At 63.8% G+C, this 12,643-nt stretch carries 10 protein-coding genes; 5 read left to right on the forward strand and 5 right to left on the reverse strand.

The window, feature by feature from the left end:
• Nucleotide 1: 1 nt before the first annotated feature.
• A complete protein-coding gene (locus ACZ5BO_RS07125; protein WP_464698951.1) occupies nt 2-619 on the reverse strand; it encodes an energy transducer TonB in 618 nt (205 codons plus the stop codon).
• Between the two features lie 93 nt (nt 620-712).
• Here ACZ5BO_RS07125 and ACZ5BO_RS07130 point away from each other — a divergent pair, with 93 nt between their 5' ends.
• Complete coding sequence (locus tag ACZ5BO_RS07130; protein WP_464698953.1) at nt 713-1,495, forward strand: class I SAM-dependent methyltransferase; 783 nt, start codon at nt 713-715, stop codon at nt 1,493-1,495.
• Nucleotides 1,496-1,603: 108 nt separating this feature from the next.
• On the opposite strand, the gene ACZ5BO_RS07135 is transcribed toward ACZ5BO_RS07130, so the two are convergent.
• On the reverse strand, nt 1,604-2,248 hold the full coding sequence (locus ACZ5BO_RS07135; RefSeq protein WP_464698955.1) for a TetR/AcrR family transcriptional regulator: 645 nt from the start codon (nt 2,246-2,248) through the stop codon (nt 1,604-1,606).
• A gap of 94 nt (nt 2,249-2,342) precedes the next feature.
• Here ACZ5BO_RS07135 and ACZ5BO_RS07140 point away from each other — a divergent pair, with 94 nt between their 5' ends.
• The 4 genes from ACZ5BO_RS07140 to ACZ5BO_RS07155 all read left to right on the forward strand — a co-directional run bounded on the left by ACZ5BO_RS07140 (nt 2,343) and on the right by ACZ5BO_RS07155 (nt 8,647).
• The gene (locus tag ACZ5BO_RS07140; protein ID WP_464698957.1) at nt 2,343-3,431 is read left to right on the forward strand and encodes an efflux RND transporter periplasmic adaptor subunit; all 1,089 of its coding nucleotides are present in this window, start codon (nt 2,343-2,345) and stop codon (nt 3,429-3,431) included.
• A 6-nt stretch (nt 3,432-3,437) separates the two neighbouring features.
• Nucleotides 3,438-6,494 carry an efflux RND transporter permease subunit gene (locus ACZ5BO_RS07145; RefSeq protein WP_025127620.1) on the forward strand — a complete coding sequence of 1,019 codons (3,057 nt, stop codon included), beginning with the start codon at nt 3,438-3,440 and terminating at the stop codon, nt 6,492-6,494.
• Nucleotides 6,495-6,879: 385 nt separating this feature from the next.
• Nucleotides 6,880-7,473, forward strand: coding sequence for a TetR/AcrR family transcriptional regulator (locus ACZ5BO_RS07150; RefSeq protein ID WP_464698959.1), 594 nt, complete (start codon nt 6,880-6,882; stop codon nt 7,471-7,473).
• 25 nt (nt 7,474-7,498) lie between these two features.
• A complete protein-coding gene (locus ACZ5BO_RS07155; protein WP_464698961.1) occupies nt 7,499-8,647 on the forward strand; it encodes an aromatic ring-hydroxylating oxygenase subunit alpha in 1,149 nt (382 codons plus the stop codon).
• Between the two features lie 89 nt (nt 8,648-8,736).
• On the opposite strand, the gene ACZ5BO_RS07160 is transcribed toward ACZ5BO_RS07155, so the two are convergent.
• The 3 genes from ACZ5BO_RS07160 to plsB are packed head-to-tail and all read right to left on the reverse strand — an operon-like array spanning nt 8,737 to nt 12,405.
• Nucleotides 8,737-9,426 (reverse strand): DUF4197 domain-containing protein, encoded by a 690-nt coding sequence (locus tag ACZ5BO_RS07160; protein WP_025127623.1) that lies wholly within the window; start codon nt 9,424-9,426, stop codon nt 8,737-8,739.
• A gap of 24 nt (nt 9,427-9,450) precedes the next feature.
• Entirely contained in the window at nt 9,451-9,849 is a 399-nt protein-coding gene (locus ACZ5BO_RS07165) for a YbaY family lipoprotein (protein WP_025127624.1), read from the reverse strand.
• Nucleotides 9,850-9,900: 51 nt separating this feature from the next.
• Entirely contained in the window at nt 9,901-12,405 is a 2,505-nt protein-coding gene (plsB, locus tag ACZ5BO_RS07170) for a glycerol-3-phosphate 1-O-acyltransferase PlsB (RefSeq protein WP_025127625.1), read from the reverse strand.
• Nucleotides 12,406-12,643 lie beyond the last annotated feature (238 nt).

Genomic DNA, 12,643 nt, shown 5'->3' on the forward strand with positions numbered 1-12,643 from the left:
CTCAGGCGGCGATGCGCAGGTTCTGCAGGATCAGCGGGCGCGCCCAGCCGATGTCGAAGTCCATCTGCTTCTGCTGCTCGATGAGCTCTTGCGGTAGGAACGGCTTGGCCGGCTTGTCCAGCAGATCGAGTTCGAACTCGGCGATCGGCAGGTGCAATGGACGTGGTTCCGGCGCCGGGCCGGGAGCGGGCACTGGCTGGCCGGCGTTGAGCACGATCGGCCGGACCCAGCCGCTCTCGAAATCCTGCTGGCGTTGCTGGGCAATGATCTCTTCGGGTGGGTAGGGCGGAGCGGGTTTGTCCAGCAGCTCAGTCTCGAATTCGGCGATCGGCAGGAACAGGGGCTCGGGTGGGCGGACCTCGGTGTCTTGCACATCGCAGTGGCGCTGGTTGACGATCTGGGTCAACAGCTCAGTGCCGCCGACCGGTTCCACGGGGCCGTCGATGGCCACCGCAGGCATGGCTTCAACGCTGGCACCTTCTCCCCGTTGCTCGGCCAGGGCCTGGGCAAAGAAGTCCTGCCACAGATGGCTGACGCCGCTCAGTGCCTGGGAGTTGCGCAGGCCATAGTCGCCATGGGGCGAGATATAACCTATCGATGTGCGTTGAATGTCTGACATTGCTCTCGGTCGACGCTGAGCTCTGGCAAAATGGCCGATAGTTCAGTTATCGGCCGTTTTTGCCGATCATTAATTTTTTGAGTGTGTTTTCAGATGAGTGAGCAACCTGCGGCCTGCCGCATCAACGTCGAGGCCCTGGACAGCGGGTTCGAGACCCAGGCCCGGCAGTGGGCCGAGCGCCTCGGACTGCCTTTGCAGATCGACGCCGCCGAGTTCGCCCTGCAGGTCGGGGAGCAGGGGCTGCAATTGCAGCAGTTGGGGCCGGACGCGCCGGGACCGGTCCGCGTGGACTTCGTCGAGGGCGGTGCGGCCCATCGACGTCTGTACGGCGGCGGCAGCGGGCAGATGATCGCCAAGGCGGTGGGCGTGGCCCAGGGGGTGCGGCCTAGGGTGCTGGACGCCACCGCGGGCCTGGGCAAGGACGGCTTCGTGCTGGCGACCCTGGGGTGTGAAATGAGCCTGATCGAGCGCCAGCCATTGATTGGCGCATTGCTTGAAGATGGCTTGGCCCGCGGTGCGCTGGATGCCGAAGTGGCGCCTATTGTTGCGCGCATGCATCTGCTCAAGGGCAACTCCATCGAGTTGATGCGCAACTGGCAAGGCGAGCCGCCCCAGGTGATCTACCTGGACCCGATGTTCCCCCATCGGGAGAAAAGTGCCCTGGTGAAAAAGGAAATGCGCCTGTTCCGGCCACTGGTGGGCGACGACAACGACGCTCCGGCCCTGCTGGCGGCGGCCTTGGCCCTGGCAACCCACCGGGTGGTGGTCAAGCGCCCGCGCAAGGCGCCCTGCATCGAGGGGCCCAAACCCAGTCATGGGCTGGAGGGCAAGTCCAGCCGCTACGACATCTATCCGAAGAAGGCATTGAAGGCCTGATTATCGTCAGTGCCGGCCAACCGGCGACGCCTGCGGCGAAGGTGCTAGCCCCTGTGGGGCGCCTCGGCCGGCAAGCGCCTGTCCATTGGTTGTGCGCGGGGTGCGGTTTCAGTCCGGGTCCGGGCGGTAGGCGCGCATGAACAAGGCCACCACTTCCTGCACATGCTCTTCAGCGGCGGCGCCGGTCAAGGGCTCGCCGTAGCCATACAGCAGGCGGAAGTTCGCACCGCCCTTGAGCATGCAGAAGAAATGCTCGGCGGCGTTGCGCGGCTTGTCGATCTGCAAGGTGCCCAGCAGGTTGATCTTGCAGAGCAGCCGTTCCATGCCTTGCAGCACGCGTTCGGGCCCGGCCTCGATGAAAATCTGCGAGAGCTTGGGGTCCTGGCTGCCCAGGGCCATTATCAAGCGGTGCAAGTTGACCGACTCGTCACTGTTGATCAGCAGGTGAAAGCCTCGGGCGATATTCAAAAGCACGCTTTCCACCGGGGTGTCTGCCGACAACTCGTAGATCAGGGTGGGCAATTGCTCTTCGCACTTGGCCACCACGGCGGCACTGAACAGCGTCTCCTTGTCCGTGAAGTGACTGTACACCGTGAGCTTTGAAACACCGGCTTCGGCGGCGACCGCATCCATGCTGGTACTGGCGTAGCCATTGCTCAGAAACAGATTTTTCGCTGCTTCGAGGATGGCCTGGCGCTTGGCCAGATCCTTGGGCCTGCCTGGCCCAATGCTTGCGGAATTATTGTCGGACATTTTTCGACTTTTATTACTGGACTGGTGAGTTTGCTATTAATAACATACCCGCCAGTATAATTATTCCAAGCACCATTAGCGAAAGGTCGCCGCCATGTTCCGCTATGCCTTGCCAGTCAGCCTGGCTTTTTTTCTGTCTGCTTGTGGGCATGAAGAGCCCGTCCAAATCGGCATCCGGCCGGCCATGGTGGTCCAGCCAGAGCCTTCGGCGCGGGCTTCGGAGAGCTACCCCGGCGAGGTGCGGGCCCGCTATGAGCCAGACCTGGCATTCCGTATCGGCGGCAAGGTCAGTCGACGGCTGGTAGAGGAGGGCCAACGGGTCAAGGCCAACCAGCCCCTGGCCGAACTCGATCCGCAGGATGTGCGCCTGCAACTCGAGGCTGCCCGGGCCCAGGTCACCGCAGCCACCGCCAATCTCAACCTGGTGCGTGCCGAACGAGATCGCTACAAGACCCTGCTGGATCGGCAGATGGTCAGCCGTTCCCAATACGACAATGCCGAAAACCTCTATCGCGCCGGCGAAGCGCGCCTGAAACAGATCAAGGCCGAGTTCGACGTGGCCAACAACCAGGCCGGCTATGCCGTGCTGCGTGCGCCACAGGATGGCGTGGTGGCCAAGCGTGCGGTGGAAGTCGGGCAAGTAGTGGCGGCCGGGCAGACAGTCTTCACCCTGGCCACCGACGGTGAGCGCGAGGTGCTGATCAGCGTCCCCGAACAGAATTTTGGCCGCTTCAAGATCGGCGAGCCGGTGTCGGTGGAACTCTGGAGCCAGCCGGGCCAGCGTTTCGATGGCCGTATCCGCGAGCTGTCGCCGGCTGCCGACTCGAAGTCCAGAACCTTTGCCGCGCGCATCGCTTTCAGTGCCGGCAAGGTTCCGGCCGAACTGGGGCAGAGCGCCCGGGTGTTCATCCAGAACGCTGATGCGGTCTCGCTGTCGGTGCCGCTCTCGGCGCTGTCCGCCGAGGGAGGTGCGACCTACGTCTGGCGGGTGGATGCCAACAGCACCCTGCACAAGACCCCGGTGCGGGTCGGTGCCTTCGGCGAAAAGAGCGTGCCGGTGCTGGAAGGCCTGGGTGCCAACTACTGGGTGGTGGCTGCCGGGGTGCATGTCTTGCACGAGGGCCTGCAGGTGCGCCCGGTGGATCGCTCCAACCGCGTGGTCAACCTGACGGCCAAGGAGTAATCCCCAATGGGTTTCAACCTTTCCGCCTGGGCGTTGCGCAATCGCCAGATCGTCCTGTTCCTGATGTTGCTGTTGGCTATTGTCGGAGCACTTTCCTACACCAAGCTGGGACAAAGTGAAGACCCGCCGTTCACCTTCAAGGCCATGGTGATTCGCACCAACTGGCCGGGGGCCACGGCCCAGGAAGTGTCGCGCCAGGTTACCGAGCGAATTGAGAAGAAGCTCATGGAAACCGGTGAGTACGACCGCATCGTGTCCTTCTCCCGGCCGGGTGAGTCCCAGGTGACCTTCATCGCCCGGGATTCCATGCACTCCAACGAGGTGCCCGAACTCTGGTACCAGGTGCGCAAGAAGATCAGCGACATCCGCCAGACCTTGCCGCCGGGCATCCAGGGGCCTTTCTTCAACGATGAATTCGGCACCACCTTCGGCAATATCTATGCGTTGACGGGGCAGGGCTTCGACTACGCGGTGCTCAAGGACTACGCCGACCGCATCCAGATCCAGCTGCAACGGGTTAAGGACGTGGGCAAGGTCGACCTGCTGGGCCTGCAGGACGAGAAGATCTGGATCGAGTTGTCCAACGTCAAGCTGGCGACCCTGGGCCTGCCCCTGGCAGCGGTGCAGCAAGCGCTTGAGGAACAGAACGCGGTGTCCACCGCGGGGTTCTTCGAGACGCCGAGCGAGCGGGTGCAACTGCGGGTGTCCGGCAATTTCCAGACCGTGGAGCAGATTCGCAACTTTCCGATCCGGGTGGCCGGACGCACCTTCCGCATCGGTGATGTGGCGGATGTGCACCGCGGCTTCAACGATCCGCCGGCACCGCGCATGCGTTTCATGGGGGAAAACGCCATCGGCCTGGCCGTGGCAATGAAGGATGGCGGCGATATCCTGGTGCTGGGCAAGGCCCTGGAAGGTGAGTTCGCACGGCTGCAGAACAGCCTGCCGGCGGGCATGGAGCTGCGCAAGGTGTCCGACCAGCCAGCGGCGGTGAAGACCGGGGTCGGCGAGTTCGTCCGGGTCCTGGCCGAGGCCCTGATCATCGTCCTGCTGGTGAGTTTCTTCTCCCTGGGGGTACGCACCGGGATGGTGGTGGCCCTGGCCATTCCCCTGGTGCTGGCGATGACCTTCGCCACCATGTACTACCTGGGCATCGGCCTGCACAAGATCTCCCTCGGGGCCCTGGTGCTGGCCCTGGGCTTGTTGGTGGACGACGCGATCATTGCGGTGGAGATGATGGCGATCAAGATGGAGCAGGGCTTCGACCGGATCAAGGCCGCCAGCTTTGCCTGGACCAGCACCGCCTTCCCGATGCTCACCGGCACCCTGATCACCGCGGCGGGTTTCCTGCCGATCGCTACCGCCCAGTCCGGTACCGGCGAATACACCCGCTCGATTTTCCAGGTGGTGACCATTGCCCTGGTGGCTTCGTGGATCGCCGCGGTGGTGTTCGTGCCGTACCTGGGGGAAAAACTGCTGCCGGACCTGGCGAAGATCCACGCCGCCAAGCACGGCGCCGACTCCAATCCCCACGGTACGCCGTTCTACCAGCGGGTGCGCCGGATGGTGGGCTGGTGTGTGCAGCACCGCAAGACGGTGATCGTCCTGACCATCCTGCTTTTTGTCGGCTCGGTGGCGCTGTTCCGTTTCGTGCCCCAGCAGTTCTTCCCGGCCTCGGGCCGCCTGGAGCTGATGGTCGATCTGAAGCTGGCGGAAGGCGCTTCCCTGAGCAACACCGCCGATGAGGTCAAGCGCCTGGAGGCAATGCTCAAGGATCACCCGGGCATCGATAACTACGTGGCTTACGTGGGGACCGGTTCGCCGCGTTTCTACCTGCCCCTGGACCAGCAATTACCGGCCACCAGCTTTGCCCAGTTCGTGGTGCTGGCCAAGACCATCGAGGATCGCGAGAGCCTGCGCAGCTGGCTGATCGGCACCCTCAACGAGCAGTTCCCGGCCCTGCGTTCGCGGGTCACGCGCCTGGAGAACGGCCCACCCGTGGGTTACCCGGTGCAGTTCCGGGTCACCGGCGAGCACATCGAGGAAGTTCGTGCCCTGGCACGCAAGGTGGCGACCAAGGTGCGGGAGAACCCCCACGTGGTCAACGTTCACCTGGACTGGGAAGAGCCGAGCAAGGTGGTCTACCTCAACGTCGACCAGGACCGGGCCCGCGCCCTTGGGGTCAGCACCGCCAACCTGTCGAAGTTCCTCCAGAGTTCGCTGATCGGCTCCACCGTCAGCCAGTACCGCGAAGACAACGAACTGATCGAGATCCTGCTGCGGGGCACCCGTGAGGAGCGCACCGAGCTGTCGTTGCTGCCAAGCCTGGCGGTGCCTACCGACAATGGTCAGAGCGTGTCGCTGTCCCAGGTCGCAACCCTGGAGTATGGCTTCGAGGAAGGGGTGATCTGGCACCGTAATCGCCTGCCTACGGTCACTGTGCGTGCCGATATCTATGGCAAGGAACAGCCGGCGACCCTGGTGCAGCAGATCCTGCCGACCCTGGAGCCGGTGCGCGCCGAACTGCCGGACGGCTACCTGCTGGAAGTCGGCGGCACGGTGGAGGATTCGACCCGTGGCCAGAACTCGGTGAAGGCCGGCGTGCCGCTGTTCATCGTAGTGGTGCTGACCTTGCTGATGATCCAGCTGCGCAGCTTCTCGCGCACCGCCATGGTGTTTCTCACCGCGCCCCTGGGGTTGATCGGGGTCACCCTGTTTCTGTTGGTGTTCCGCCAGCCCTTCGGCTTTGTGGCGATGCTCGGCACCATCGCCCTGTCCGGGATGATCATGCGCAACTCGGTGATCCTGGTGGACCAGATCGAACAGGACATCAGGGCCGGGCTGAAGCCCTGGGACGCCATCATCGAAGCCACGGTGCGGCGTTTCCGGCCCATCGTGCTGACGGCCCTGGCGGCAGTGCTGGCGATGATTCCCTTGTCGCGCAGCGTGTTCTTCGGGCCGATGGCGGTGGCGATCATGGGCGGGCTGATTGTCGCCACGGCCTTGACCCTGCTGTTCCTGCCGGCGCTGTATGCGGCGTGGTTCCGGGTGCGCAAGGACTGACCGCGGTAATCATCGCTTGAGGCAAGGACGAAGGCCGGGCAGCAATGTCCCGGCCTTGGTTTTTTTAGGGGCGCGAGGAGCAACCGAGCGCAGTGCTGCTGGACCGCGCTTCAAGCGCAGGCTGCGCCATTGACGGTCGAAGTGTGGCGGCTTCTCCAGAGGCGCAGCGCCAATGGCGATGGAGCAACAGCGCCCTCCCGAGCGGCCGTCTGCCATTGCCTGCCTGGTGCATCCCGCTCGCCAATATCCTTGGGCAAAAGCCCGCCGCGCGCGTTGGGTTCTGTCGCAAGGCAGCCCAAGGTGTTTTTTATTGATGAGACTTGGCGTATGGCGATTCAGATCTAAACTGAATTCACTTCACTTTTGACGCGCTCTGGATTTTTCCATGCCCGACCTCTCCACCAAGGCCTTGCGTACCCGAAGCCGCTTGCTGGACGCCGCCCGGGAAGAACTGCTGCTGCACGGCGGTGCCCTGGAAGTGGGCCGGGTCGCCGAGCGGGCCGGGGTGTCGGTCGGGCTGATCTACCGCTACTTCAACTCCCGCGCAGGGTTGCTGGCGGCAGTGGTGGAGGACTTCCACGACCGTTACCAGGCTGAAGTGATGGTGGCCGATCCGCTGCCGGGCGCTGCGCACTGGTGTCAGCGGGAAGAGCGGAGGGTGCATCGCGCGGTGCAGTTTCTCTATGCCGAACCGCTGGCGCCACTGCTGCTGGTGAGCCTGGCACGGGAGCCGGAAGTCGCGAGCCTCGAAGCACAACGCATTGCCGAGAACATCCGCCAGGGGGCCGACAACATTCGCCGTGGCCAGGCGGCCGGGCAGTTGTCAGCAGGCCTGGACCCGCAACTGGTGGCGGCAATGGTCCTGGGGGGCATGCACCAGGCGCTGCTGGAGGCCCTCGGGCGCAGGCCGCGGCCGCCCCAGGAACAACTGGCGCACCAGCTCTGGCATTTCATCCGGGGTGCCCTGGCACCCGTTTAAGGGAACCTGATCACCGGAGGCGTCCATGCACCACGCGACCCAGGTACAGCTGCTCAAGAAGGCCCTGGCCCTGGCCGACCAGGGCCTTTCCGATGGCGCAGAGACGGCGTCTGCCCTGCCGGTCAGTCGCTACCTCGATGAACCGCGCTATCTGCGTGAGCGCGACCAGGTGCTGTTCAAGGAGCCCTTGCTGGTAGCGCGTTCGACGGAGATCGCCGCCGGGCATTTTCTGACCCGGGACCTGCTGGCGCCGCTGCTCCTGAGTCGTGATGCCAGCGGGCGGCTGCGGGCCTTCTTGAATGTCTGCAAGCACCGTGGCACGCAGTTGGTGAGCGAGGCCTCGGGGCCCAATCGAGTGTTCGTCTGCCCCTACCATGGCTGGTCCTATAACCCGGACGGACAATTGCGGGGGATTCCCCACGCCTATGGTTTTGCCGATATCGAGCGTGCCTGCCTGAACCTTACCGAGGTGCCGCTGGCCGAGCGCTTTGGTGCTGTCTGGGTGCGCCATTCACCGGGGCCGGCCCTGGACCTGGAGCGATTTTTTGGCGAACAGATCATCGCTGACTTCGACAGCTTTGCCGTCGAGTCCCACGTGCTGTTCGACCCGCAGGATATCCGTCGCCCGGTGAACTGGAAGCTGACCATTGATACCTTCCTGGAGAACTATCACGTCGCCAAGGCGCATCAGGCGACCATCGACCAGCTGTTCTGGCCCAACCTGGGATTGTTCGAGCGCCATGGTCGGCATATCCGCAACTTCTATGTGAAGCGCAACCTGCGCGAATTGCGGGAGTTGCCCGAGAGCCAGTGGAACCTGCGCCGCCACGGCAACCTGTTGTATTTCATCTGGCCCAACACCCTGGTGCTGGTGGAGCCCGATCACCTGGACTTTTCCACGGTCTTTCCCGAGGGCCCCCTGGCCACGCGGGTGCTCGGGCACACTTTGCTGGAGCAGGCACCGGCCAGTGACAAGGCACTGCGCTATTTCCAGAGGAACAACCAGATTCTCTATGGAGCGCTGGAGGAAGACTTCGCCATGGCGGCACGGGTTCAGGCTGGCATTCGCGCCGGCGCCAGCCCACAACTGTGGCACGGACGGTATGAGGTGGCGTTGCGCTGGTTTCACCAGGAACTCGATGCGGCCCTGGAGGATTTGCCGGAGGGGGGCTGAGGGCAGTTGGCAACTGGTCTCGATCGTTGAGGCGACAGCGCTGTTCGCGGCCCCGGTCCGCGGTGTGGCGGACCGGGGCCAAGGGCTGATCAGAGGGTGCCGAAGACTTTCTTCGCCAGGCTGGTGGCGGCGGCCGCCGGGTTCTGGCGGATGGTTTCTTCCTGCTTGCCGATCATTTCGAACAGGCCATTGAGTGCCTGTTCGGTCACGTAGCTCTCGATGTTGGCGCTCTTGGCATCCAGCACGCCCAGGGTCGCGGCCTGGCCAGCGAAGGAGTTGTACTGCTTGGCCAGGCCGACCTGATCGGTGGCCTGCTTGACGATGGGCAGGAACTTGGCGCGGATCTGCTCGCGGCTGCTCTTGTCCAGGTACTGGGTAGCGGAGTCCTTGCCACCGGCCAGAATGCCCTTGGCGTCAGCCACGGTCATTTTCTTCACCGCATCCACCAGCAGTGCCTGGGCTTGCGGTACCGCCGCTTCGGCGGCCTTGTTCATGCTGGTTTCCAGTTGATCGACCTGGTCACCCATGCCGAACTGCTTCATTTTCTTCGCCACTTTGCCGAGGTTGCCCGGCAATTCGATGCGCACATCGGGGTTGTTGCTGAACCCCCCCGGGGTGCCCAACTGCTTGACGGCGATCTGCGCGCCCTGGGTCAGGGCGTCCTTGAGGCCACCGCTGGCGTCACCCTGGGACAGGTCGCTGAGGGACAGGGCCAGGGCACTGGCGGAAATCAGCAGGCCAGCACACAGGCTGGTGAAACGGAGCGAAGTACGGAGCATGGCGGCTTCCTTGGGCAATGAGAATTAACGTACGGCGTCGACACGGAGTTTCAACGGCTGGGGGTCCTTGCCGTCGAGATTGACCCCGTTGTGTTCGGTGGTGATGAACATCAGCTTGCCGTCCAGTTCGATCCGCGCGCTGACCGCGTAGCGGTGGCCGGGCTTGACCTGGGCTGGGTCGTAGCTGAGGTGGAAGGGCAGTGGCACCTGGCCTTTGACCGGGCCGCTCTGCTCGGCCAGGACCACCGCCGGTGCGTCCGCCAGGGACACGTCCTGCAGGCTCACGCTCAAGGTGGCGGCAGGCGGCAGGGCGATGCGCTGCAGATAGAAGACTTCGCCATCGAGGCTGGCTTTGGCTGCAGGGTGCATGGCTTGGCAGGCTCCAAGCAGCGCGGTGGCTGCCAGCAGGATGAGTTTGTTCATGACGGATCTCCGTATCGAGGGCGCCGCAGGCTCTGCGGCGCCGATAAGAATCTAGTCGGTTTGCGTGGGGGCCGCGAGCTGGTCGGCGGCATCTTCGCTGCGGTGCAGGGCGACCTGGCGGATCGACAGGCGAATCTCCGCCGGCAGTACGCGCTTGGCGGCGCCTTCGGCCAGCTCCCCGAGTATTTCGTGGTAGCTCAGCTTGCCGGCTTCGTCGCGACGCAGCACGCCCTGGTCCAGCAGGGTCTGGATAAAGTGACGGAACAGGCTCTTGTCGAAGAACTCCGGGGCGTTCAGCCCATGCAGGATCGACAGGCGCTGGGCCATGACCGTGCACAGATCCTCCAGCTCTTCGGCACTGATGCTGTTCTGCCCGCTGTTGAGTAGCAGGGAAATGGCCATGTAGAAGCGTTGCAGGGTCTGGGCGATGCTTTTGGACAGCAGGGTCAGCAGGACAAAATGCCGCGAGCTGGGTGCCGGTCGCTGATACACCTCGTTCTCGAAACGCAGCAGGCCTTGTTCGACAAAGGCTTCCAGCCACTGGTCCACCACCGCGTCCAGTTCTTCCAGGGACCAGCGGATGAACAGCTCCGCCTGCAAGTAGGGATAGAGCGCGCGGGTGTAGCGCAGGATCTGTTCGCGGCTCATGCGCGACGAACTCTGGAAGAAGCTCGCCAGCAGCGCCGGCAGGGCGAAGATGTGCAGCACGTTGTTGCGGTAGTAGGTCATCAGGACGGCGTTCTGCTCGTCCAGGTAGAGGATCTTGCCCAGTGCGTCGCTCTGTTCGGCCAGCAGCTTCATGTCCTTCACATGCTGGATCAGTGCCTGGCCATCGCCTTCGGGCAGGGTGGTATGGGGCGAGTAGGGCACCCGGCGCAGCAGCGCCAGGTACAGGTCCAGGACCCGGGCCATGGCGCGGTCGTCCAGCGCCAGGCGGCTGGTGGAGAGCAGGGCCAGGGCTACCAGGTTCACCGGGTTGATCGCCGCGGCTTCATTGAGGTGCTGGGCTACCCGCTCGCCGAGGCGATTGGTGGTTTCGTTGAGCCAGGCCGGACGGTATTGCGGGCCCAGCTCCTGGGTGCGCCAGTCCGGCTGTTCCTGGTCGAGGAACTCCGCCAGCTTGATCGGTTCGCCGAAGTTCACCGCCACCTGGCCGAAGCGCTGCTTGAGGGCGCCGACGACCTTGAAGATGTCGAAGATCGATTCCTTCTTCTTGCTCGCGCCGCGCAGCTCGCCCAGGTAGGTGCGGCCTTCCAGGACCCGCTCGTAGCCGATGTACACCGGCACGAAGACGATGGGCATGCGGGAGGAGCGCAGGAAGCTGCGCAGGGTGATGGCCAGCATCCCGGTCTTGGGTTGCAGCATGCGGCCGGTGCGCGAGCGGCCGCCCTCGACGAAGTACTCCACCGGGAACCCCTTGGTGAACAGGGTGTGCAGGTACTCGTTGAACACCGAGGTGTAGAGCGGGTTGCCCTTGAAGGTACGGCGCATGAAGAAGGCCCCGCCGCGCCGCAGCAGGCCGCCGATCACCGGCATGTTGAGGTTGATCCCGGCGGCGATGTGCGGCGGGGTCAGGCCGTTGCGAAACAGCAGGTAGGACAGCAGCAAGTAGTCGATGTGGCTGCGGTGGCAGGGCACATAGATCACCTCGTGGCCCGGGGCGATTTTCTGCACGCCTTCCAGGTGGTTGACCTTGATCCCGTCGTAGATCTTGTTCCAGAACCAGCTCAGCACCACTTCCAGGAAGCGGATCGCGGTGTAGGTGTAGTCCGAGGCAATTTCATTGCCATAGCGCAGGGCCTGGGCCTTGGCCTTTTCCGGGGAAATCTTCTCGCGCTCGGCCTCATCCAGAATGGCCTGCTTCACCAGGGGCTGGTTGAGCAGGCCCTTGACCAGGTTGCGCCGGTGGGAAATGTCCGGGCCGATGACCGCGGCCTTGAGGTTGCGAAAGTGCACCCGCAGGATGCGCTGGGCCATGCGCACGGTGCGCTCGTGGCCCTTGTTGTGCTCGATCAGTTCCCGCAGGTTGATCGGTGCGGAGAACTGCACCCGGGTCTTGCGCCCCAGGATCATGATGCTGAGCAGGCGGCGCAGGCGCCCGGTGACCGCCCAGCTGTCGGCGAACAGCAGCTTCCACGGGCTCGATTCGCTGTCCGGCGACTGGCCCCAGAACACGCTGACCGGAATGATCTGCGCATCTTCGGCAGCGTTCTGGGTCAGGGCGCTGACCAGCCGGGTCAGGGTCGGCGGCGCGCCGCGCTTGTCCTGGCGGCCGAGCCAGTCCGGCTCCGGAGTCAGGTAGAAGAACGCCGCCGGCTCCAGCAGGTTACCCACCGACACCGGCAGCACCGGACGTGGCAGGCCGGCCTTGGTGCATTCGGTGTCCACCACCGCAAGGTCAGTCAGGGACGGGTTTTGCAGGACGTAGAACACCGGTCGGCTGCGGTCGAGGTCGAGGGTGAAGGACGACTGGTTGATGGTTTCCGAGCGAACCCAGAGGTACAGCAGTCGGCGCAGGGTGCCAAACACAAGACGGCGGATCGGGGAGCGGGTCATACGGCTTCTGCGTGAGTGATTGAAAAACCGAGCAACTGCTCGGGGCCGGTAGTGTGCCGGATTCGTCGAAAATCGGCAAAAAAGCCCCCAAACAATATTGAGTTGAGAGTTTTAGCGCCTGTCATATACTCGGCCGACTCTCCCGCGGTCGTATCGCCTCCACTCATAGAGACGCTGGTCGAGGGAAAGTTCTCAAGGTTTGGTTGCAGTGAGCCAATCCAATAATAAAAAAATGAGG

This window comes from Pseudomonas sp. FFPRI_1 (assembly GCF_055384485.1).

What these genes read in the sequence shown, in the direction of transcription:
- ACZ5BO_RS07165 (WP_025127624.1), bottom strand. Translation starts at nt 9,849, where the DNA reads ATGAACAAACTCATCCTGCTGGCAGCCACCGCGCTGCTTGGAGCCTGC.
- plsB (WP_025127625.1), bottom strand. Translation starts at nt 12,405, where the DNA reads ATGACCCGCTCCCCGATCCGCCGTCTTGTGTTTGGCACCCTGCGCCGA.
- ACZ5BO_RS07140 (WP_464698957.1), top strand. Translation starts at nt 2,343, where the DNA reads ATGTTCCGCTATGCCTTGCCAGTCAGCCTGGCTTTTTTTCTGTCTGCT.
- ACZ5BO_RS07155 (WP_464698961.1), top strand. Translation starts at nt 7,499, where the DNA reads ATGCACCACGCGACCCAGGTACAGCTGCTCAAGAAGGCCCTGGCCCTG.
- ACZ5BO_RS07145 (WP_025127620.1), top strand. Translation starts at nt 3,438, where the DNA reads ATGGGTTTCAACCTTTCCGCCTGGGCGTTGCGCAATCGCCAGATCGTC.
- ACZ5BO_RS07135 (WP_464698955.1), bottom strand. Translation starts at nt 2,248, where the DNA reads ATGTCCGACAATAATTCCGCAAGCATTGGGCCAGGCAGGCCCAAGGAT.
- ACZ5BO_RS07150 (WP_464698959.1), top strand. Translation starts at nt 6,880, where the DNA reads ATGCCCGACCTCTCCACCAAGGCCTTGCGTACCCGAAGCCGCTTGCTG.
- ACZ5BO_RS07160 (WP_025127623.1), bottom strand. Translation starts at nt 9,426, where the DNA reads ATGCTCCGTACTTCGCTCCGTTTCACCAGCCTGTGTGCTGGCCTGCTG.
- ACZ5BO_RS07130 (WP_464698953.1), top strand. Translation starts at nt 713, where the DNA reads ATGAGTGAGCAACCTGCGGCCTGCCGCATCAACGTCGAGGCCCTGGAC.
- ACZ5BO_RS07125 (WP_464698951.1), bottom strand. Translation starts at nt 619, where the DNA reads ATGTCAGACATTCAACGCACATCGATAGGTTATATCTCGCCCCATGGC.